This window comes from Halomicrobium zhouii, assembly GCF_900114435.1.
Classification (GTDB): domain Archaea; phylum Halobacteriota; class Halobacteria; order Halobacteriales; family Haloarculaceae; genus Halomicrobium; species Halomicrobium zhouii.
Genome location: NZ_FOZK01000001.1, coordinates 1,210,017 through 1,231,798 on the forward strand (window position 1 = coordinate 1,210,017; position 21,782 = coordinate 1,231,798).

The 21,782-nt window shown below is 67.1% G+C and carries 16 protein-coding genes, 1 tRNA gene and 1 pseudogene; 7 read left to right on the plus strand and 11 right to left on the minus strand.

The features are described from left to right. Positions 1-203 precede the first annotated feature (203 nt). Complete coding sequence (locus tag BM337_RS05560) at positions 204-1,250, plus strand: DUF7115 domain-containing protein (RefSeq protein WP_089814706.1); 1,047 nt, start codon at positions 204-206, stop codon at positions 1,248-1,250. A gap of 13 nt (positions 1,251-1,263) precedes the next feature. Here the strand turns inward: BM337_RS05560 and BM337_RS05565 are convergent, their stop codons facing one another. Next, positions 1,264-1,626 (minus strand): DUF5830 family protein, encoded by a 363-nt coding sequence (locus BM337_RS05565; protein WP_177227192.1) that lies wholly within the window; start codon positions 1,624-1,626, stop codon positions 1,264-1,266. A 97-nt stretch (positions 1,627-1,723) separates the two neighbouring features. Here BM337_RS05565 and BM337_RS05570 point away from each other — a divergent pair, with 97 nt between their 5' ends. Then, positions 1,724-2,395 (plus strand): TVP38/TMEM64 family protein, encoded by a 672-nt coding sequence (locus tag BM337_RS05570; protein ID WP_089814711.1) that lies wholly within the window; start codon positions 1,724-1,726, stop codon positions 2,393-2,395. Here BM337_RS05570 and BM337_RS05575 read toward each other — a convergent pair. Both BM337_RS05575 and BM337_RS21810 read right to left on the minus strand, forming a co-directional pair. Then, a complete protein-coding gene (locus BM337_RS05575) occupies positions 2,392-4,170 on the minus strand; it encodes a hybrid sensor histidine kinase/response regulator (RefSeq protein WP_089814713.1) in 1,779 nt (592 codons plus the stop codon). The two genes, BM337_RS05570 and BM337_RS05575, sit on opposite strands and share 4 nt — an antisense overlap. 69 nt (positions 4,171-4,239) lie before the next feature. Continuing rightward, positions 4,240-4,359: an HVO_2523 family zinc finger protein gene (locus tag BM337_RS21810; RefSeq protein ID WP_342713951.1), complete on the minus strand. Its 120-nt coding sequence runs from the start codon at positions 4,357-4,359 to the stop codon at positions 4,240-4,242. 98 nt (positions 4,360-4,457) lie between these two features. Between BM337_RS21810 and BM337_RS05580 the strand changes: the two genes are divergently transcribed. Continuing rightward, positions 4,458-5,984 carry a molybdopterin-dependent oxidoreductase gene (locus BM337_RS05580; protein ID WP_089814714.1) on the plus strand — a complete coding sequence of 509 codons (1,527 nt, stop codon included), beginning with the start codon at positions 4,458-4,460 and terminating at the stop codon, positions 5,982-5,984. A gap of 239 nt (positions 5,985-6,223) precedes the next feature. On the opposite strand, the gene BM337_RS05585 is transcribed toward BM337_RS05580, so the two are convergent. Next, positions 6,224-9,367: an adenosylcobalamin-dependent ribonucleoside-diphosphate reductase gene (locus BM337_RS05585; RefSeq protein WP_089814716.1), complete on the minus strand. Its 3,144-nt coding sequence runs from the start codon at positions 9,365-9,367 to the stop codon at positions 6,224-6,226. Positions 9,368-9,870: 503 nt separating this feature from the next. Between BM337_RS05585 and BM337_RS05590 the strand changes: the two genes are divergently transcribed. Continuing rightward, positions 9,871-10,059 carry a DUF8029 family protein gene (locus BM337_RS05590; protein WP_089814717.1) on the plus strand — a complete coding sequence of 63 codons (189 nt, stop codon included), beginning with the start codon at positions 9,871-9,873 and terminating at the stop codon, positions 10,057-10,059. Positions 10,060-10,241: 182 nt separating this feature from the next. Beyond that, positions 10,242-11,690: a S8 family peptidase gene (locus tag BM337_RS05595; protein ID WP_089814719.1), complete on the plus strand. Its 1,449-nt coding sequence runs from the start codon at positions 10,242-10,244 to the stop codon at positions 11,688-11,690. A 61-nt stretch (positions 11,691-11,751) separates the two neighbouring features. On the opposite strand, the gene BM337_RS05600 is transcribed toward BM337_RS05595, so the two are convergent. Both BM337_RS05600 and BM337_RS05605 read right to left on the minus strand, forming a co-directional pair. After that, positions 11,752-13,227 (minus strand): receiver/sensor box histidine kinase, encoded by a 1,476-nt coding sequence (locus tag BM337_RS05600; protein ID WP_177227195.1) that lies wholly within the window; start codon positions 13,225-13,227, stop codon positions 11,752-11,754. A 195-nt stretch (positions 13,228-13,422) separates the two neighbouring features. After that, positions 13,423-13,542: pseudogene (locus BM337_RS05605) on the minus strand (glutamine amidotransferase-related protein); the annotation flags it as partial. Positions 13,543-14,175: 633 nt separating this feature from the next. Here BM337_RS05605 and BM337_RS05610 point away from each other — a divergent pair. Continuing rightward, complete coding sequence (locus BM337_RS05610) at positions 14,176-16,443, plus strand: NPCBM/NEW2 domain-containing protein (RefSeq protein WP_089814723.1); 2,268 nt, start codon at positions 14,176-14,178, stop codon at positions 16,441-16,443. A 57-nt stretch (positions 16,444-16,500) separates the two neighbouring features. On the opposite strand, the gene trpG is transcribed toward BM337_RS05610, so the two are convergent. The 4 genes from trpG to trpD are packed head-to-tail and all read right to left on the minus strand — an operon-like array spanning position 16,501 to position 20,529. Further along, entirely contained in the window at positions 16,501-17,145 is a 645-nt protein-coding gene (trpG, locus tag BM337_RS05615) for an anthranilate synthase component II (protein WP_089814725.1), read from the minus strand. Further along, on the minus strand, positions 17,142-18,815 hold the full coding sequence (trpE, locus tag BM337_RS05620) for an anthranilate synthase component I (protein ID WP_089814727.1): 1,674 nt from the start codon (positions 18,813-18,815) through the stop codon (positions 17,142-17,144). The genes trpG and trpE overlap by 4 nt, the downstream gene beginning before the upstream one ends. After that, on the minus strand, positions 18,812-19,531 hold the full coding sequence (locus BM337_RS05625) for a phosphoribosylanthranilate isomerase (protein ID WP_089814729.1): 720 nt from the start codon (positions 19,529-19,531) through the stop codon (positions 18,812-18,814). The genes trpE and BM337_RS05625 overlap by 4 nt, the downstream gene beginning before the upstream one ends. After that, the gene (trpD, locus tag BM337_RS05630; RefSeq protein ID WP_089814731.1) at positions 19,528-20,529 is read right to left on the minus strand and encodes an anthranilate phosphoribosyltransferase; all 1,002 of its coding nucleotides are present in this window, start codon (positions 20,527-20,529) and stop codon (positions 19,528-19,530) included. The genes BM337_RS05625 and trpD overlap by 4 nt, the downstream gene beginning before the upstream one ends. A 367-nt stretch (positions 20,530-20,896) precedes the next feature. Between trpD and BM337_RS05635 the strand changes: the two genes are divergently transcribed. Then, positions 20,897-20,971: transfer RNA gene (locus BM337_RS05635), tRNA-Val, on the plus strand. 243 nt (positions 20,972-21,214) lie between these two features. On the opposite strand, the gene BM337_RS05640 is transcribed toward BM337_RS05635, so the two are convergent. Continuing rightward, on the minus strand, positions 21,215-21,697 hold the full coding sequence (locus tag BM337_RS05640) for an HTH domain-containing protein (protein ID WP_089814733.1): 483 nt from the start codon (positions 21,695-21,697) through the stop codon (positions 21,215-21,217). Positions 21,698-21,782: the final 85 nt, after the last annotated feature.

Here is a 21,782-nt window from a genome sequence, read left to right on the forward strand (position 1 = left end):
AGGTCGCCTTTAACGTTCTCATTGAGGGGCGCTCCGTCAGTCGGTCTCGTGGCCCGCCTCCAGGTCGAGCCGCGAACCCGATGGAACCGGAAATCGCCGGCGTTCGAGGGGTCGGTCGGTCGCCTCGTTCGACCGTCGAGACCGGGCTTCGGTCGTGGTGTTTCACCCGCGGATTTAAGACACCGGACGAGTACCTCATGAGCATGGACGTACCAGACCTCGTCCGGCAGTCGCTCGGGGACGAGGAGATTCAGGCTGGGGTGTCGCTCGGTGACGATGACGCGATCTGTTTCACCCCGACGCGATCGCTCGTCTACCGGAGTGAGGGGCTCCTGAGTGACGAAGGCGTCTCGGAGTACGCACACGACTTCGAACGGCTCGCTGTCTCCGAAGGCCGGCGCAAGACCAAGTACACGATGACCTACGTCGACCGGGAGGAGAAGTTCACCGTCCCGGGCAACCGGACCGACCCGGTGCTCGAACGACTCGTCGAGAGCAACCTCCGAATCGAGGGCGTGCTCGACGACGACGAGTCCGTGACGGGCGTCTTCCGCTTCAGCGAACTCACGCTCGTCGTCGCCCAGCAGCGCGTCCTCAAGCACGTCGGCAGCTACACCTGGGACGGCGACTTCGAGGTGTACGACTACGACGACGTGACGGGCCTGCACTTCGAGGACGGCAGCGTCGCGACGGCCGTCGTCATCGAGGCCGGCGGGCGCCCCGAACGCATCAAGGCCCCCAACGAGCAGGCCGGCGTCGTCCGCCGGACCCTCCAGGAGGCGCTGTTCGACTACCACGAGGTCGACTCGCTCGATGCGCTCAACCGGAAGATCGCCGTCGAGACCGAGGATCCCAACGCCGACGAGAGCGACGACCACTCCAGCGGCCTCGGTCTCGATTCGGGCATCGACCCGCTCGTCAGCGACTCGGACGACGACGAGGCGGCCGAGTCCGAGCCAGAACCGGCGGCCGGGCAGTCCGGCGGCGGGACCGCATCGACGTCGGCGCGGGAGCGCGACTCCTCGGCCGGCCAGTCCACCCAGACCGCCGCCTCGACCGTCGACCTGGAGTCGGCCGCCGACGCCGCGAGCACCGCCGCGGAGTCCACGGCCGCCAGCAGCGACGACCTCGACGCCGTCACCGACCAGCTCGAAGAGCTGACGGCTGCGGTCGAACAGCAGAACGAACTCCTCGAGCAGCAACAGCGCACCGTCAAGCAGCTCATCGAGGAACTCCGCCGCGGTCGGTGACCGGGTCTCCCTCTCACTCCCGGCCGAGCACCTTTCTGATACACGTCGACCCGAACGGCCCCATCTCGTCGGCGTCGAACTGGACGAAGTGGCCCTCGGAGATGCCGGCGCCGCAGCGCTGACAGGAGAACTCGCCTTCTTTCACGACGACGTCGCTCTCGAAACTCACGTACGTCCCGTCCGCGACCGGTCGGACCGTCCCGCCCTCGCGCTCGACCACGCCACGACGGGCCGCCTCGTCGAGAATGTCACGCTGCAACTGCGGACTCGTCGTGACGATCTCGATGCGGTCCATCGCCTCCTTGACGGAGAGCTCGCCGTGCTCGAGGTGGGCGAGCAGTTCGAGGCCGAGTTCGATGCGGTCGTCGTCCGTCACGACCGGGAGCGACGCCGCCGCCGGAATTAAGCGTTTGGGACGGCTCGGACCCGGGAGACCACAAGAGGTTTGACGATCCGTACGCCGTGTTCACTCGATGAACTGGCTGTCGCGGCGCCAGGTTGCGGGGTCGGTCCTGCTCGTCGGCGTCGCGCTCGTGGCGACGATTCTCCTCTCGCCGGCGCGCCTGCTCGCCGAACTGGCCGGACTCTCGACGCGTCCCGTCCTCTTCGGCGGCGCGCTCGTCGTCCTCTACCTGGTCCGCCCGCTGTTCGCCTGGCCGATCAGCCCTATCTCCGCGCTCGTCGGCTACGTCCTCGGTGTCACGTACGGCGTCCCGGTCGCCCTCGTCGGCGCGACCCTGACGTGCGTCCCGCCGTTCCTCTTCGCTCGCTACGTCGGCGTGGACGACCCGGAAGACTCCCCAGAGACGATCGTCGACCGGCTCGGTGCCGCCGGCCGTCGGGTGGTCGAGGTCACCGGTGCGACGCGGGGCGTGCTCGCAGCTCGTCTCTCGCCGATTCCCGCCGACCCTGTCTCCTACGGTGCGGGCGTCTCCGGCGTGTCCACGCGCGCGTTCGTCGCCGGAACGTTCGTCGGAGAAGTTCCGTGGGTCGTCCTGGAAGTCCTCGCGGGCGCGTCGATGCGTCAGCTCTCGATGCAGGGGCTCGGGGCCGGCCTCCACGTGGTCGTCGGCTCCGCCGCGGTCGCGTTGCTCGTCCTGGCCGGGCCGACGTATCGGCACGTCTGGCGGGACCAGCCCTCCTAAACTGTTATCTCGAAGCGAGCACCCTCCTCGCGCTCGCTCTCTGCGACCGTGACGGTCCAGCCGTGAGCCGCGGCGATGCGCTCGACGAGTGGCAGACCGAGTCCTGTGCCGTCCGTGCTGGTCGTGTACCCCTCGTCGAACACGTCCGGGCGGCGGTCGGGGTCGATACCGGCCCCGTCGTCGGCGACGAAGAATCCGCCGTCGGTGTCGCCGACCCGGACCGAGACACCCCCATCGTCGTCCGCGCCGTGTTGGACCGCGTTCTGGAAGAGTTCCGCGAGGAGTTCGCGGAAGCGGTCGGGATTCGCCTCGACGGTCCGGGCCGTCTCCACCGTCAGTGACGACCCGTCTGCCTCGAGCTTGTCCCACGCCTCGGCCGCGACGTCGGCCACCTCGACTGGCTCGACGTCGCCGATATCGTGACCCTGGCGCGTCAGCCGGACCACGTCGTCGATGAGCCGTTCCATCCGGTCGGCGGCGTCGCTGGCGGCCGCCAGGTTCTCGACGGAGCCGCTCTCCAGTGCGAGCTGGACGCGCCCCTGGACGACGTTGAGCGGGTTGCGGAGGTCGTGACTCACGAGGCTGGCGAAGGCTTCGAGTTCGCGCTGCTGGGTCTTCCGCTCCGAGACGTCCCGACCGACGCCGCTGACGCCGACGACCTCGCCGTCGGCGTCGGTCAGCGCCGTCCCGCGAAATTCGAACGGGATCGCCTCGCCGTCGATCGGTTCGACGGTCCCCTCGAACTGCACTCGCTCGCCGTCGAAGGCCCGACCGAACGCCTGGCGCGCCTTCGGCCTGTCCGCCTCGGCGAAGAACTCGATGGCGTCGCTGGCAGCGATCTGTTCGTCGGTGTAGCCCGTCACCTCGTTGACCCTGTCGTTCCAGCGCCGGAGGCTGCCGTCCGTCCCGACGACGAAGAAGACGTCCGACAGGGAGTTGAGGACGTCTTCCGTGAACTCTCGTTCGTCCTCGAGTTCGCGCTCGCGCTCTTTCCTGGCCGTGATGTCGGTGACGAACCCCTCGATAGCGCCCGACTCCTCGGCCGACTCGACGGTACGACCCCGCTCCCACACCCAGCGTTCCTCGCCGTCGGCGGTCTCGATGCGGTAGGTCACCTCGAACGGTTCGTCAGCGCGGACGGCGGTCTGGACCCGCTCCCACACCGCTTCGCGGTCGGCCTCGCGTATGACGTCGTCGTTCCAGCTGACGTCGCCAGACTCGATGGCGTCGGCCGAGTATCCGGTGAGCGCCGCCGCCCCGTCGCTCACGAACGTCATCGGCCACCCGCGCTCGTTCCGGCACCGGTAGACCATCCCCGGCAGGTTCGAGATGAGCGTCGAGAGCCGTCGCTCGGACTCCTCGAGCGCGCGCTTGGCCCGGTCGGACGAGACGGCCTGTTCGATGCGGTTCGCCAGCACCGCGTACTGGTCGGTCCCCGTCTCCTTCTGGAGGTACTCCGTGACGCCCGCGGAGATGGCGTCGCTGGCTATCTCTTCGCTCCCCTTCCCCGTGAAGAGGACGAACGGCAACTCCGGATAGGCCTCGCGCACCGCTCTGAGGAACGCGAGGCCGTCCTTCCCGGGCATGTCGTGGTCGCTGACGACGCAGTCGACGTCCTCGGTCTGGAGGCGTGCCAGGCCGTCGTCGACGTTCGTTTCGGTGACGACCGTGATCTCCTCGTTCTGGCGTCGTAACTGCATTCCTACCATCTCGGCGAAGTCGGCGTCGTCGTCCACGTGGAGGACGCGAATCTCGCCTCCATCCGCATCGTTCATTGTACTAGCGTCGCCGCTCGACTACTATAAACTCGGGTCGTGAGTTCCCAGATTTGATAGCTGGGCCGGTCAGTAGAACGTGTCGGCGCAGTCGTAGACGACGCCGTGGACGGGACAGACGTACTTGCAGTGGCGGTGGTACATGGGTGTCTCGCACATCGGGCACGGCCGACCACCACTGTCGGTCATAGTCGCTGCGTCGGCTCGCGACGGCTTGGCTCTTGCGGGGTCGAATTCTGAACGAAATCCGAAGAACCGTTAAGTCGCTAACACCCTTCGGTCCGGCCATGACCGAGGCGACCCGTTCCCTCGCGGTCGCGGACGCTCTCGTGGCCGTGCTCGCCGGCGTCGGTGCCGTCGCCGGTTCCTACGCAGCGGTCGGGCTCGCGCCCGCGTTCCTCGGATCCCCCCTGGAACGCCTCCTCTCCCGTGCGATGCCGGGCCCTGTCGTCGCTGTCGCCATCGAACGGCTCGGCAGCGTCGGCCAGCAACTGAACCTGCTGCTCGCGTCGCTGCTGACCGCGCTCGCCCTGGCCGCGCTGGTCTGGCTGGCGATGCGCGTCGGCGACCAGCTCCGGAACCGGGCCGTCCCCGTGGTGCTCGGGGCCGCGTTCGTCTGGGCGGCCACCGCCCTGGTGACGGTTAACTTCGCCTCAGCGACGGGTGCGGCCGCCGGTGCGGCGCTCGTCGTTTCCACGGCCGGGTTCCTGCCGGTGGCGACTGCGCGCATCGAGCGGGGCCCAGATCCCGTGCGGCGTCGCGTCGTCGGCGGCGTCGCCGCCGCGCTCGGACTCGGGGCGGTCGCCATCACGCGGTCCTCCCCGTCGACCCGTCCCGACCAGCCACTCTCGGCGGACGCACCGGAGACGGTCCGCGAGAGCCTCGAACTGGCGGCCGAACGTTCCCTCGACGTCGCCGGCATCGAACCGCTCGTGAGCCGCGACTTCTACCAGGTCGACATCAACGCCGCCGACCCTCGGGTCGCCCCCGACGACTGGTCACTCTCTGTCACGGGCGCGGTGGAATCCGCGGCGACGTACTCGCTCGACGACCTCCGGTCGATGGACGAGCGGACCGAGTTCTCGACCCTGCGCTGCGTCGGCGACTCGCTCAACGGACAGAAACTCGACAACGCGCTCTGGACCGGCGTCCCGACCGAGGAACTCATCGACGCGGCCGACCCCGGCGGCGACTGCGACTGCGTCAAACTCCACGCCGCCGACGGCTACTACCAGGTGTTCCCGACCGAGGCCCTCCGCGGCGGCCTCCTGGCCTACGAGATGAACGGCCGCGACCTGCCCCGCGGCCACGGATTCCCTCTCCGCGCGCTCGTCCCCGGCCACTGGGGCGAGGTGCAGGTCAAGTGGCTCACCGAGATCGAGTTCCTCGAACGCGACGCCGAGGGGTACTGGGAGAAACGCGGCTGGCACGGCACCGGCCCCGTCACCACCGTCGCCAAGCTCTGGGCCGTCAACGATCTGGACGACGGCCGCACACAGGTCGCCGGCCACGCCTACGCCGGCACCCGAGGCGTCGCCAGAGTAGAAGTCTCCACCGACGGCGGGGGCTCGTGGAACGAAGCCGAACTCTCCGACCCCCTCCCCGGCGACACCGTCGAGCAAAGCTCGACGAGCAGCCAGACGCAGTCTGGCAATGACGTCTGGCGCCAGTGGGCCTACGAGTACGAACATCCGGGCAGCCGCCACGAGGTCGTCGTCCGCGCCGTCGAGGCCGACGGCACGCTCCAGTCCGGAAACCGGAGGGAGGCGTTCCCCAACGGCGCGACCGGGTGGGTGTCGCAGACGGTCCGGTGATTCGCTGTCAACGTTCCTGTTGCTCTGTGCAACAGCAGGCAGGGTGGGACTGAAAGGGGCCGGTTGCTCGTCGAGCGAGACGAAGTAAGCACACGAACGGAGTGAGTGCGCACAGCGAGTCGCAGCCGACGAGCAACCGGGGGCTTTCGAGTTGTTCGATATATCTGCACCCGCATCGCTGACTCGGTAGCTAATTCGAAAAGAGTCGCAGAAAGTACCGCCCTAAAACACCGCTTTTCCTAGCACTCCGACCAGCCGCAGGACTCGCAGGTCTTGCAGCCTTCCGAGTAGTAGAGGCTCATCGCGCCGCAGTCGGGGCACTCGGGGCTCTCGCCGGCGTCGATGATGGACTGCTGGTCGGCGTCGTTCGGACCGGCCTCGGACCCGCCGCTCTCGGCTGCGACGCCGCCGCCGTCCGTCTCTGGCGAGGGGGACTGGCGGTTCGGGTCGTCTGCCGCTTCTCCGTCTGCTTCGTCCGCAGTCTCCTCGAGCGTGGTCTGTTGCGGGTAGGCCTTGTCGACCTCGCCGTCGAGGTACCGGCGCATCGCGGTGCCGATGGCGTCCGGGATGGACTGGATCTGTTCGCCCTTGTCCCAGGCGACCTTCGGCGAGCGGATGCCCTGGAGTTCGTCGGCGATCTCGCGGGGGTCGACGCCCGAACGGAGCGCCGTCGAGATGGTCTTGGCCAGCGCCTCGGTGAAGGAGGCGGTGAAGCCGCCACTGTTCCCGATGTTGGCGAACAGTTCGAACGGTCGCTCCTGTTCGGGGTCTTCGTTGATGTTGACGTAGAGCTTCCCGTAGCCCGTGTCGATGCGCTGGGTGACGCCGTGGAGGACGTCCGGTCGGGTCTGCTTCTCGGCGAAGACGGTCTTCTCGCCGTCGGCGACCTCCAGCAGGTCGGCGACGGAGTCGTCGATGGCGGCCTGGACGGCCTCGTTCTCGAGGAACCCTTCGATGCCGCCGAAGACCTCCTTTATCTGCTCGACGATCTCGCCCTCGTCCATGTCCGCGAACTCCGTGTTGTCCGCACGCGTGGTGAGCACCTGCTTCGAGCGGGTGCCGTCGCGGTAGTAGGTGACGCCCTTGCCGCCGTGTTCGTAGATGTACTCGAACACTTCCTTGGCGTCCTCGACGGTGGAGTCGTTGGGCGCGTTGACGGTCTTCGAGATGGCGGAGTCGACGCCCTGCTGACAGGCACACTGGATGCCCGCGTGTTGCTTCGGGGTCAGCTGCCCCGTCGTCACGAACAGCTCGCCGACGGCGTCGGGGACGGTCGTCAGCCCGTCGACGCCGTCGAACTCGTTGTTGGCCATCTGCTCCTGGGCCTCCTCCTTGACCGCGTCGATGTCGAGGTCGTTCTCCTCCAGCACGCGGAGGAAGTAGTCGTCGAACTCGACGAGCATCTCGTCGCCCTGGACGTCGTCGGAGACGTTCTTGTAGTAGGCGACGTTGTAGATGGGCTCACAGCCGCCGGTGGTGTTGCCGACCATCGACGTCGTGCCGGTCGGCGCGATGGTGGTCGTGTTGTGGTTGCGGATGGCGAAGCCCTCGGCCCAGTCGTCGGCGTCGAGGCCGGTCTGGCCCTCGAACCACTCGCGGTACTCGGTGGGGTTCGCGTACTTGGAGTCCTCCCAGTCCGAGAAGGGACCGCGCTGCTCGGCGAGTTCGTGGCTCGCCCACTTCGAGCCGTGGTTGATCCGGGTCATGATCTGGCGGGCGATCTCGTTGGCCTCGTCGGAGCCGTACTTGACGCCCAGCTGGATGTACAGCTGTGCCAGGCCCATGATGCCCAGGCCGATCTTCCGCATCTCGCGGACCTTCTGTTCGATCTTGTCGACCGGGAAATCGGACATCGTGACGACGTTCTCGAGGAAGCGCGTCCCGAGTTCGATGCGCCGGTCGAGTTCCTCGCCGTCCAGCGCGTCCTCGAGGAACGCGTCGACGGCGTCTTCGAGTGAGTCGTACTCGTCGCCGTGCTGTTCGGACCAGACGCGCCAGTCGGGTGCGCCGAAGTCGGCGATGGTCGAGAGGTTGATGTGGCCGAGGTTGCAGGCCTCGTACTCCTCGAGGGGCTGCTCGCCACAGGGGTTCGTGGCGAGGATGCGGTGGTCGGGGTGTTCCTCGACGTCGAAGGAGTGTCGCTTGTTGACGCGTTCGAGGTAGATGACGCCCGGTTCGCCGTTCTCGTGGGCGCCCTCGACGATGCGCTCCCAGAGGAGTTCGGCGTCCATCGAGAGCGCTTCGCCGACCTCGACCTCGTCGCCGAGGCCGAACATGTCGTAGAGTTCCTTGGTCTGCTCGGTGGCGATGTGGGGCTCGCCCGTGCGTGGGTTGGTGAACGTGAACTCCTCGCCGTTCTGGAGCGCGTCCATGAAGTCGTCGGTGATGCCGACGGAGATGTTGAAGTTAGAGAGGTGGCCCTCGACGGCGTTGCGGAGGTGCTTGGGCACCTGGCCGTCGTCGGTGATGAGTTCGCGCGCCTCGTTGAGCGCGTCCTTGAAGGAGGTGTGGGTGTAGTCGTCGGGGTCGTTGAGTCGGAGCGTCTCGGCCAGCGAGACGTCCTTGTTCTTGGCGTGGATGAACTGGATGACGTCCGGGTGGGAGACGCGCATGACGCCCATCTGGGCGCCACGGCGGGCGCCGCCCTGCGCGATGGTCTCGCACATCTGGTCGTACGTCCGCATGAACGTGATCGGACCACTGGCGATGCCGCCGGTCGATCCCACTGGATCACCGTAGGGGCGCAGGCGCCAGAACGCGTAGCCCATGCCGCCGCCGGACTGGAACACCTGGGCGGCCTCCTTGGCCGTCTGGTGGATGTCGTCGATGTCGTCGTCGGGCGAGTCGACGAAGCAGGCCGAGAGCTGCTGGAGTTCGTCGCCGGCGTTCATCAGCGTCGGCGAGTTGGGCATGAACGAGAGCTTCTCCATGGCCTCCTGGAACTCGGCGGCGGTCGTCTCGACGTGCTCGCGGATGTCCTCGGGCAGTTCGGGGACGACCGTCTCGTAGGCGAACTTGTTGACGTTGTACACCGAGAGGTCGGTCTCGACGTCGTCCTCGGTGGTCGTGCCGGCGCCGAACACTTCCGCGGCGAGTTCGTCGCGGCGCGGGTGGTCGGGCTTGAGCTGGTCGGGCGTGACGGTGACCGTGGTGTCCCGTCGGCGGGCCTCGAAGACGGCCTCGGCGAGGGCGACGTTGCGGCCGACGCGGACGAACAGGTCCTCCTGGGACTCGATCAGTTCGCCGTCCGAGTCCTTGCGGAGGTATCGGGCGGGCAGGATGTTGTGAAACGCGTTGCCGGTGAGGCGTTCCTCGAGCGTGTCACCGGTAGTGCGTTTGATCGGCAGGTCGATCTCGTCGGCGGAGACGTCGGCGTCGCTCATTACTCGTTCCTCCTGCCGACAGCGACTGTCTGCCGGGCGAAATACTTCTCTCTTGTAGACCAGGTTCCTCTCATTTGTGACGGAAACGGTGTTCTGCTGGATGACCCAATAACCCTTCGGTCCGGGGCGTTTACGTGGCTACACTTTCGTATCACTCGCGGATAACGTCTGCGTCTCCGAGTGGTGCGACTGCGCGTTATTCGGCTCTGTACGAACGGTATTATCGGTGGCATAATAATGGTGTTCAGACCGGACTGAAAGTGGACGGGACGGTAACCAAATCGGGTTCAGTCGGGCGATTCGCAGTGGAAATTCGGATGCCGTCGGCCGTCGCTCTCACCTTCCGATCGACGGCCGGGCTGCGATAGTCCAGTCCCCGGTGGTTAGTCCGGTCACTGATGTATAAAAAATAATATAGTTGCGGCCGATCCAGCTGGCCCCGACAGGTATGGAAGCGGCAGTCGGCGACAAGATACTTGCCTCGTGAGTGGATAGTATCTGGTATGCTACAGACACTGGGTCCCCTCGGCTCCGTTCCCTCGATCCTCCTCGGCTTGCTCGCCCTCGCGGCGGTCATCCTGGTCGGCCGGTTCGTACTCCAGATCGCCTGGAAGCTCGTCCTCGTCGCACTCGTCGTCGTCGGCATCATCTGGCTGCTGGGGATGGTCGGCGTCCCCCTGGCCGTTGCCTGAGGCGCCACCGCATTCGGCAGTCGGCCCGTTAGTTTAACTCAAACGTCCACTTTAGACAACAGTAGTTCTTTTGAACGACGCTCCGTCCGTCCGACAGGCCCCGGCGAGTCGTCGCTCCTCTCGACGGTCGCGTCGCGACGCGCTGGGTTTCCACCCGGGTCCGAACACCTGTGAGTCTGACCATGAGTGACAACGACACCGTTCACAGACGGACCGTTCTCGAACGAACCGGTGCGGCGCTCGCGCTCACCGCCACGATTGGTACGGCGACCGCCGCCGACGGCGACCAGTGGTACGTCGTCGTCACCGACGGCGACGCCAGTCGGCGCGTCGCGCGCAAGGGATTCGACGTCCGGACCGAACTCGCCGACGGAGACGTGTTGCTCGTCCGCGGCCCCGACGGGAAGACCGGACGACTCGCGTCCACGAGCCGGGTCGCAGCGGCGAGTGTCGACGTGACCGCGGACGTGGGTCCGGAGGGGGAACTCGTCGGTCCAGAATCGACGGCGGACGCGACGGATGGCGACGCCGGCGCCGGAGCGACCGCAGCATCGTCGACCGTCGCCCCCGAAACCACCGACGAACCGTACTACGACAGCCAGTGGGACAAAGCACTGATCGACTTGCCGGAAGCCCACGAGACCACGACCGGCGAGGGGGCCCGGATCGCGTTGCTGGACTCGGGTATCTACGCCGACCACCCAGATCTCGACGTTCACGCGGACCTCAGTCGCGTGGTGACCCGGGAATCGATCGAAGACCGTGGGGTCCGGGACGTGGAGGGGCACGGTACCCACGTCGCCGGGATCGCCGCGGCGTCGATCGACAACGACGCGGGGGTCGCCGGGGTTGCGCCGGACGCCGAACTGGTCTCGATACGCGACGTCTACGAGGCGCCGGAGGCCGACCGGCAGAGAGGGTCCAGTCTGGCACGTCGACTCGTCGGCCTGGAGTACGCGGCGAGCATCGACGTCGACGTCGTCTCCTCCACGGCAGTTCCCGCTGGGCTGGTCCGGTCGTTTCCGCCCGAGGCCCGCGGGAGCGCGCTTGCCGATGCCTGCCGTCGGCTAATCCAGCACGCTGTCGACTCGGGGACCGTCGTGGTCCAGGCGGCCGGCAACTACGCCGTCCCGTCGGAGGGGGGCGCGAACTTCCAGGCGGGTGGCGATTTCATGTACCCCGGCTTCGTCCCGGCGGCGCTGACGGTGGGCGCCACGGGGCCGAACGACGAACGGGCCTACTACTCGCACTACGGACTGAGCTATCTCGACGTCGCCGCGCCTGGCGGCGGCTACGAGACGGCGACGAAGTCCTTCGAGTCGACAGACGTCGCGTATCCCTATCCCAGCAACGGTATCGTCAGCACGCTCAAGCCGGGGTCGCCGTTCGCCGAACGCGCCGGTTTCCCGGACTCCCTCTACGGACCGATGTTCGGCACCTCGATGGCGACGCCGCAGGTCGCCGGCACGGCGGCGCTCGTCAGGTCCATCGCGCCCGACGTCGATCCCTACCGCGTGATGCAGGCGATACAACAGGGCGCCGACGGCGAGAGGGGACCGGACGTCGGCGCCGGACGCCTCAACGCGGCGGCGGCGCTCGACGCGTCGGTACTGAACGGGGCGCGACAGTAGCCGGAGACCGGGTGTCCGCACACGTCATCTCCAACGTTCCGGTGGGTCGCGGCCGACGGGGTCAGGAATCGACCTCGACGTCGGTAAACTCGAAGCGCGCACCGCCGTCCTCGCTCTCCGTCACGGCGACCGTCCAGCCGTGGGCCGCGGCGCACTGGTGGACGATGGAGAGCCCCAGCCCGGTCCCGCCGTCGGTCTTCGAGTACCCGCTCTGGAAGACGGCCTCGCGCTCCGCGGCCGGAATCCCGGGGCCGTCGTCCGCCACGTAGAATCCCGTACCGTCGGGGAGTCCGCCCACCGCGACCGTCACGTCCTCGCCCGCGTGTTCCACCGCGTTGCGGAACAGGTTCTCCAGGACCTGCCTGATCCGACCGACGTGACAGTGGACGGTCGGGCTCGTCTCGACGACGAGCGTCGCATCGGCCGTCGCGACGGTCGTCCAGCTCTCCCGGGCGAGGGTCGCCAGATCCACCGGCACCAGGTCCTCGACCGGTTCGCCGTGGCGGGCCAGCGTGAGCAGGTCCTCGATCAGCTGGTCCATGCGGTCGATCGCTCCCCGGGCACGCTGGAAGTGCTCGTCGTCGCCCGTCTCCCGGGCCAGTTCCAGTGATCCTTTGACGACGCTCAGCGGGTTCCGGAGGTCGTGGCTCACGACGTCCACGAACGACTCGAGGCGCTCGTTTTGCCGTTCGAGCTCTCGTTCGCGTTCCAGCCGGCCGATAGCCGAGGCGGTGTGCGTGACGAGCAGTTCCGCCAGTTCGAGGTCCTGTTCGTCGAATCCATTGGGTTCCACGTGGACGACCTGGAACACGCCGTGCTCACCGATGGGGACGCTCATGCCCGACCGGTAGGTGTCGTTCGCGGGGTCGCTCACGTCGTCCTCGCTTATCTCGTCGATGACCGTCGACTTCCCCGACTGGTAGGTCGCACCGGCGAGTCCGTGGTCGAGCGCCATCTTGCGGCTGCCGTCCGGCGGGGCCTGGTCCGACATCGCGCGCGGGACGAGCCACTCCCCGTCCCGGATCATCACGGTACAGATCTCGAAGTCGAGGATGCTGGCGGCCGCACTGACTGTCCGCTCACAGACGGCGTCGACCGTCCCCTCGTTCTGCAGGCGGGTGGCGACGCCGTGGAGAGCTTCGAGCGTCCCCTCGCGCCGTCGCTCGTCGGTCACGTCCTCGTGGAAGCCGACGTACTTCTGCAGGTTCCCGTCGTCGTCGCACAGGGGTGCGACGCGCACCCGGCTCCAGAACGGCTCGCCGTCGGCCCTGTAGAGCAGGAGTTCGGCCGTCTCGGTCTCCTGCGCTTCGACCGCCTCGCAGACCTCGGCGATCCGGGCCGTGCTGGTTTCCGGTCCCTGCAAGGAGGGCCAGTCTCGCCCGACGAGTTCGGACCGGTCGTAGCCGGTCAGCTCCACGAACCGGTCGTTCACGTACACGACCGGCAGTCCCTCCTGTGAGGGATCGCATATCGTGATACCGACCGGTGCCTGGTCGACCACGTCGTACCCGGTCCGGTCGTCGCGTTCCTCCTTCACACGCTCACCAACGGTATTCACGTTTATTTGGCGGCCACCACAAAAAGTCTATTCTAGCCCTTCGGTGGCCGGTTACGGATCCGCCGGCCCTGCGCGTTCGACCGCCGTCGAGCGCCGAGTGGACGGCTGCTCGGGAAGGGTCGGTACCGACGCGCCACGATGATCGTCCGTTCGGTAGCCCGCTGGAGGGCGTACTCAGACCGTCTCCAGGAGGTATCGGACGACGTCGTGGCCCACCGCCGTCAGCACGGACTCGGGGTGGAACTGAACCGCCCCGATGGGATGTTCGCGGTGACGAATTCCCATCGCGAGTTCGGCCGTCTCGACGTCGTCCGTTTCGGCCTCGCTCGGGTCGCCCGGCGACGAGACGCGCCTCTGGCTCGACTTCGACCGCGGGTACCGTACCGCTTCTGGGACCAGAACTCGGCCAACGGATGACTCTCGCTCGCGGGGCGCATCTACAGCGACCGCTCGACGACGCCCGGGATAGAACGGGTCACGAAGACCCACCAGTTCGCCGGGTTCGCGGCGAACGACCAGGCGAACGGCGACGGACCTACCGACTGGCGACCGTCACCAGCGGCGAGGTCGTCGTCGACGGCGGTTCGAACCGACGGCTATCGACTCAGAGACCCGGCTGCAGAGCGCTGGCCGTTTGTTGCCCGAAACCACCGGAAAGTTTTACTGTTGGACATATGTTATTATTGATCGTCTGCCACGCGAGCGACGTCGTTCGGTTAGGGTCGGCTCGGAGACGCGACAGCGACGGTTGGTAGTCCGGGACGACCGGGTACACCGCTTCGATCGCCACCGCCGACGGGTGAGCGGAGGGATACGAGCAGGGGACTGTACTCGGATCCTTCGAGATGGCCGTTCGACGCCGTCGAGCGGCGTCTATCGGCTGCACACTCGCGCTCGCAAACGGCCGTGGCAGCGGATGTGATACAGATGACACCCAATTCACACGCGGAGGGAGGCATCGCAGAGCAATCGACGGCCGAGCGAGCGACGACTGACGACGGCCCCGACGACAGATCGGCGACGACGCAACCGGACTCCGAGGACGACCCCGACGTCGGACGGCGCGACGTCCTCCGGTCGGTCGCCGCTGCGGGGGCGTTTTCGGCGCTGGGCCTCGGCGGTGCGGCGGGGTCGGCGAGCGCCGCCCACGACCAGGGGCTCTCGCAAACCCCCCCGATGGGGTGGAACAGCTGGAACACGTTCGGCTGTGACATCGACGAGGGGTTGATCCGGGACACCGCGGACGCGATGGTGACCAGCGGAATGGCCGCGGCGGGCTACGAGTACGTCAACCTGGACGACTGCTGGATGGCCCACACGCGCGATAGCAACGGGGATCTAGTGGCGAATACGACCCGGTTCCCGAGCGGAATGGCGGCGCTGGCCGAGTACGTCCACGATCAGGGGCTCGAGATCGGGCTCTACGAGTCCGCGGGGACGGAGCCCTGCGCCTCCGAGAACAACCAGTACTCGGCTCCCGGCTGTCTCAACAACGAGTACAACGACGCGAACACGTTCGCAAGGTGGGGGATCGATTACCTGAAGTACGACAACTGCGGGGGCCACGGCGGTCAGAGCGCCTGGGAGCGCTTCTTGCGGATGTCGGACGCGCTCGACCAGTCCGGTCGGGACATCGTCTACAGCCAGTGTTCCTGGGGACAGGAGGGCGCCGAGTGGACGTGGGCCTGGCGCCACGGGGCGAACCTCTGGCGGACGACGGCGGACATCACCGACTCCTGGGACGAGGGCAAGAGCGCCTGTGACAACAACTTCTTCATGGGCGTCACGGACATCGTCGACTTCCAGGACTGCGAGGACATGCACCGGTACGCGAACTGGGGCCACTGGAACGACCCCGACATGCTCGAAGTCGGCAACCCCGGCCTCAGCGAGACCGAGTCGCGCGCCCACTTCGGCATGTGGTGTCTCATGGCCGCGCCGCTCATCGCCGGCAACGACCTCCGGAACATGTCCCAGTCGACGGTGGACGTCCTGACGAACCAGGAGGTCGTCGACGTCGACCAGGACCCTGCCGGGGTTCAGGGCCGCAAGGTCCGCGACGACGGCGACCGAGAGGTCTGGGCGAAGCCGCTCGTCGACAACGAGGTCGCCGTCGGGCTGTTCAACCGGGGGAGTTCGTCGGCCACCATCTCGACGATGGCCGCCGAGGTGGGCCTCCCGAGCGCGACCGACTACGTCGTCCGCGACCTTCATGCGCACACCGAGAGCATCTCGTCGGGAGGCATCAGTGCGAGCGTTCCGGCACACGGTCTCGCGCTGTTCCGCGTCACCGTCAACTCCGGGGGCGCTGACACTCGCCCGACGGAGTACCTCAGCGACTGGCACTGGATGGCCGCGTACAACGGCTGGAACGACGTCCAACGCGACGCTTCCGTCGACGGGAACCCGATCACGCTGAACGGGACGACGTACAGCAAAGGGCTGGGCACGCACGCCCACTCCCAGGTCGTCTACAGCCTCGGCGGCGGCTACGACCGCTTCCAGGCCGACGTCGGCATCGACGACGAAGTAGACGGCGAGTCGGCGAGCGCCCGCTTCGAGGTCTGGGGTGACGGTAGCAAGCTATACGAGAGCCCGGACGTGACGCCGAGTTCGGCGACCGAGTCCGTCGACGTGAGCGTCTCGGGAGTGAACACGCTCAAACTGATCACGACGCCCGTTTCGAACAGCGACGGCATCGACTACGACCACACCGACTGGGCCGACGCCCGCGTGTCCAGCGGCGGTGGCGGCGGGGACGGTCCCATCGACGAGGGAACGTACATCATCGAGAACGTCAACAGCGGGAAGCTACTGGACGTCTACCAGAACGGGACCGCCGACGGTGACGACGTGATTCAGTGGGCGGACAACGGCGGCGAGAACCAGCAGTGGGAGGCCGTCCGAAACGCCGATGGCTCCTACCACTTCCTGAACGTCAACAGCGGCAAAGCGCTCGCCGTCGAGGGTGGCGGCACCGCCGACGGCGACACCGTCGTCCAGTGGGGCTACGACGGCGGTTCGAACCAGCACTGGGACGTCGTCGACAACGGCGACGGGACCTACCGACTGGCGAACGTCAACAGCGGCAAGGTCGCCGACGTCGACGACGGGTCGACCGCAGACGGTGCCGACGTCATCCAGTGGGCGTGGCACGGCGGCGACAACCAGAAGTGGACGTTTTCCTCGATCTGAGGAACTCGTCTGACCTGGCCGTCGAAGTGCGTTTCCGTCTCTCGTCGGTCGCTCAGCTCAATTCGGCGTCTTCGAAACGCCGTCCAGGAAGTTCCGGATGACGTCGTGGCCGACGGCGGTCAGGACTGACTCGGGGTGGAACTGCACCGCTTCGATTGGGTACTCGCGGTGGCGGATTCCCATCACGAGTTCGACCGTGTCACCGTCGTCAGTTTCGGCCTCGGTCGTCGCCGTCACCTCGAAGCAGTCGGGCACCGCCGTGGCGACGAGCGAGTGGTAGCGCCCGCCCTGGAACCCCTGGTCGAGGCCGGCGAAGACGCCGCGGCCGTCGTGGTCGACGGGGAACGCCTTGCCGTGGATGGGTTCCGGGGCCCGTCCGACGGTTCCGCCGTACTCGTGGACCGCGGCTTCGAGGCCGAGACAGACGCCGAGCGTCGGCACCTCGGGACTGACCTCGCGGAGGACGTCCATCGTCACGCCGACGTCCCGGTCGTTCTTCGGGTGGCCCGGTCCGGGCGAGATGATTATCGCGTCCGGGTCGACCGCCCGGATCTCGTCGAGCGATGCCGTGTTCTTCAGCACCTCGGTCTCGGCGTGTTCGGACGTGTACTCGACGAGGTTGTAGGTGAACGAGTCGAAGTTGTCGACGAAGAGGACGCGCTTCCCGTCGGTCTCGCCGGCCGCCGCGTCGGCGGCGCTCATCGCGTCACCTCCCCGGCGCCGGTACCGGTACCAGCGGCGGCGTCGACGTCTGTCTCGTCGGCCCCGCTCCCGGCCGGTTCCGACTCGATGGCCTCGACGGCGTCGAGGACGCCGCCCATCTTCTTCTCGGTCTCCTCGTACTCGCTCGCCGGCACCGAGTCGGCGACGATGCCGGCCCCGGCCTGGACGGTGGTTCGTTGCTGCCCGTCTCCCGTCTCTTCTATCGTCGCCGACCGGATCACGATGGCGAAGTCGGTGTCGCCGGTCCAGGAAACGTAGCCGACGCCGCCGCCGTACAGGCCCCGCGGCTCGCGTTCCAGGTCGTCGATGATCTCCATCGCGCGGATCTTCGGCGCGCCCGAGAGCGTGCCGGCGGGGAAGGTCCCCCGCACTGCGTCGAACGCATCATAGTCCTCGGCCAGTGTCCCCGTCACCGTGGACTCGATGTGCTGGACGTGGCTGTACTTGAGGACGTTCATGAACTCCTCGACGCGGACGGAGCCGGGTTCGCCGACGCGACGCACGTCGTTGCGCGCCAGGTCGACCAGCATCGTGTGCTCGGCCCGCTCCTTGTCGTCGGCGAGCATCTCGCCGGCGAGCCGTCGGTCCTCGACGGGACTGGTCCCGCGCGAGCACGTGCCCGCGATGGGGTTCGAGGTGATCAGGTCGCCCGCGACGGAGACGAGCGTCTCGGGGCTCGCGCCGACGACGCTCAGGCCGTCGAAGTCGAGCAGGTACATGTACGGCGAGGGGTTGATCTCGCGGAGCGATTCGTACAGTCCGATGGGGTCCATCTCGCCGTACAGCTCGCGCTTGCGAGAGATGACGCCCTGGTAGATGTCGCCGGAGAGCACCGACTCCTTGGCTTTCTCGACCGCGGCCTCGTACTCGTCGCGAGGTCCGGCGTCCTCGCGTTCTCTGACGAAACCGCCGGTCTCCAGGTCGTCGGCGGTCCTCAGGGCCGCCTCGACGCGCTCGGCCTCGGCGACAAGTTCGTCGTAGCGTTCGCCGGCCCCGTCACCATCGTGACCGTCCGCACGGTCACTGAGGACGGGCGTGAACACCAGCGACACCGAATCCTCGGCGTGGTCGAACCGGAGCGTCGCCGTGCTCAGGACGAACTGGGCGTCGGGGAACCGGGAGTCCGGTCGCTCGACGCCGACCTCCTCGAGCCAGAGGTCGTAGACGGCATCGTAGGCGAGGAAGCCGACGAGGCCGCCGTCGAGCAGCTGGCGGTCGTGGTCGGGGAACCCGCGCAGGTCGACGTCGGGCATGGTGGCCCGCAGGTCGTCGAGCACGTCGCCGCCGTTGGTCGTGACCAGTCCGTCCAGTCGGTCGTCGAGGGTTTCGACGGCAGTGTCGTCGGCGTCCACCGTGACGACGGCGTCCGGGTCGTAGCCGACGAAGGAGTAGCGGGCGTGCCGGTCGTCCGTCGTCGCGGCGAAGGCACCGTCGGGGTCGCTGGAGGCGACCTTCTCGGCACTCTCCAGCAGGAAGGCGTAGTCGCTGTCGCCGGCACCCTCGGCGTCCGACGTCCGGCCGGTGAGCGCGGCGTAGGCCGCCAGCGGTTCGACGGCCACGTCGAGGTCGGCGACCGCGCGGACGACCGTCGGTCCGTCCCCCTCCGCAGCCAGGTCGACGAACTCCTCGCGGGAGACGTCGAGGGTCACGTCGACACCTCCGCACCGGGACCACCGGTACCCGCCGCTTTCGCTCGCGAGACGAACTGTTCGACGGCGTCGTGGTCCTTGAGGCCGCCTTCGGATTCGACGCCGTCGTTCTGCTTCGCGCCACGACGAGCATCGCGGCCGCTTCGCGCCCGCTCAACCCCCGACGCGACGTCGACGGCGAAGGGCGCGACAGTCTCGATGGCCTCGGCGACGTTGTCGGGCGTGAGGCCGCCGGCGAGGATCACCGGGACGTCGAGGTCGGCGACGAGTTCGCGCGTCCGGTCCCAGTCGTGGGTCTCGCCGGTCCCGCCGGCGCCCTCGGCGTCGACCGAATCGACGAGCAGGGCGTCCGCCGCGTCGGCGAACTGTTCGACGTCGGACTGCACGGCGTCGACGGCGGCGATCACCTTCGCGTCGACCCGGTGGCCGAGTGCGCCGAGTTCCTGGGGGTCGAGTCCGGCGTGGACCTGGACGACGTCGGGCCGGACGGCGTCGACGCGGCGGACCGCCTCCTGGACGGCCTCGGGCATCGTGACGAGGACGCTCGTCGCGAGCGGCGGGACGCCGGCGACGAGTTCGACTGCCGTCTGCTGGTCGACCTCTCGGGGGGTCTCGACGGAGACGCCGGAGATCACGCCGACCGCGTCCGCACCGGCGGCGACGACCGCGTCCCTGTCCCCAGGCGACGTGACGCCGCAGACCTTCACCCGCGTCATACCCTCGCACTCCGGAGGTCGTCGAGCTTGTCGGCCGCGCCGCCAGATTCGATGGCTTGCTCGGCCATCTCGACGCCTTCACGGTGGGAGGACGCTTCGCCGGAGACGTAGATAGCCGCGCCGGCGTTGGCGAGGATGACGTCGCGCTTGGCGCCGTCGACCGACCCCTCGACGATGCCGCGCATGTCGGCGGCGTTCTCCGAGGGCTGGCCGCCCGCGACCGCCTCGATGTCGTGTTGCTGGAGGCCGATGTCCTCGGGGTCGATCGTGTACTCCTCGATGGACGACCCCGTGACCTCGGCGACGGTTGTCTCGTCGTGGATCGTGATCTCGTCCAGACCCGCTCCGTGGACCACCAGCGCGCGCTCCACGTCCATGTGTGCGAGCGCGCTGGCGATCAGCGGGACCAGTTCGTCGTCGTACACCCCGAGCACCTGCGCGTCGGCACCGGCGGGGTTCGTCAGCGGTCCGAGGATGTTGAAGATGGTCCGCATCCCCAGTTCCTTGCGGGGGCCGATGACGGCCTTCATCGCGGGGTGGAACACCGGCGCGAGCATGAACCCGATGCCGTCGTCCTCGATAGCCGCCTCGACGGCGGGCGGTTCGGCCTCGACGTTCACGCCCACTTCCTCCAGAACGTCGGCGCTCCCCGACGACGAGGAGACCGAATAGTTGCCGTGCTTGGCGATGGGCACGCCCGCGCCCGCGGCGACGAACGTGCTCGTCGTCGAGACGTTGATCGTGTTGTAGTCGTCACCGCCAGTGCCGCAGGTGTCGACCAGCGGCGTCCGGTCCGGTTCGATGGTCCGCGCGGCACCGCGCATCCCCTCGGCGAAGCCGGCGATCTCGGTCTCGGTCTCGCCCTTGGCCCGGAGTGCCGCGAGGAGCGCCCCTATCTGGGCCTCCGTGGCGTCCTCGAAGACCGCCGTCGCGGCCGCTCGCGCCTCGTCCTGCGTCAGGTCCTCTCCCTCGGTCACGCGTTCGATGTAGTCCTGCATTGTGTGTCACCAATGGACGCTTTCGTGTTGTAATGTACGAATCAGTACATCGGCTTAAGGCTATCGACCGACCTTTTTCCCGCTCGGGTTCGCGGCGGAGCCGCGAACCTCTCGCGGCAAAAACGTCGATGAAAAAGGCCGCTCACTCACTCCGTTCGTTCGCGGTGAACCGCCTCCTTTCGATCGGCGGATGCTGGTGCTACAGCATTTCGTCTGTATTTGGCTCTCGTTGGGTTCGCCAATACCGCGAAATAGTAGTGTCACGAGGTCTGGTCGTGTGCATCGTCAACACTGCCATACGGAACCGCGATTTCGAAACCTTCAATTATACCCCTGATTTACGAATGAGTGCAGAGGAAGCCAGCGAGGGTTTGTGGTCTAGGCTGGTTATGACACCTCCTTGACATGGAGGAGGCCGGCAGTTCAAATCTGCCCAAACCCATTTTGCGACGAACGTAGGTGAGGAGCGAATGGTTTACGCAGATTTGAGCCCTGCCAGACGCGCGCAACGGAGTGAGCACGTCTGGCTCCGGTTCAAATCTGCCCAAACCCATATTTTCAACTCACTGACCAATTAGGGGCTGGTCTGTGACGTCTCAGCCGGATATCGTTCGAAAAGTGAGCGCATCGCCACGGCTTCGAATCGAAGCACGTCCGGTCCAGAAAATCGCTTCTTCAGCCGCTTTCAGACCACGCTCGCGGTCCGCCGCTCCTGTTCGAGTGCGGACGGTTCGCCGTGCTCCAGGCGTTCGAGCCGATCCATAATCGTGTGCACGACGTCGCCCTTCGTACAGGGGGCGACGTGCTGGAGCTCCCCGTTCTTGTACTCTGCCAGACCCATGACGGGGAGCGTGATGGCGGTGTAGGCGTCCTCGGTGACTTCGTTGTCCACGGTGCTCGTCTGGTAGAACGATTCGAGCGAGACGTTGTTCGAGAGTGCCCACTGCTTGAACTCGGCGACCCGGTTCAGAATGTACCGGCCTTCCTCGGTGTGGGCGGCGGCGGAGTCGCGAGCGACCTGTTTGCCCCAGACGATGACCGAGAAGTCGCCGATCTGGTCTTCTCGGTCGAGCCGTTGCAGCTGATCGACGACCGCCTCCTGGCGCTCGTGGGCGCCGGTGGGGAGGAGCGAGCGGACGTACAGTTCGATGTGAGGGGTGGCGGACATGGATCGGTTCACCTCGTTGTCAAAATCACTTCGCCAACACAAATACCTTGCGTCGGTGATCTTACGTGTGTATTGATAGATATAA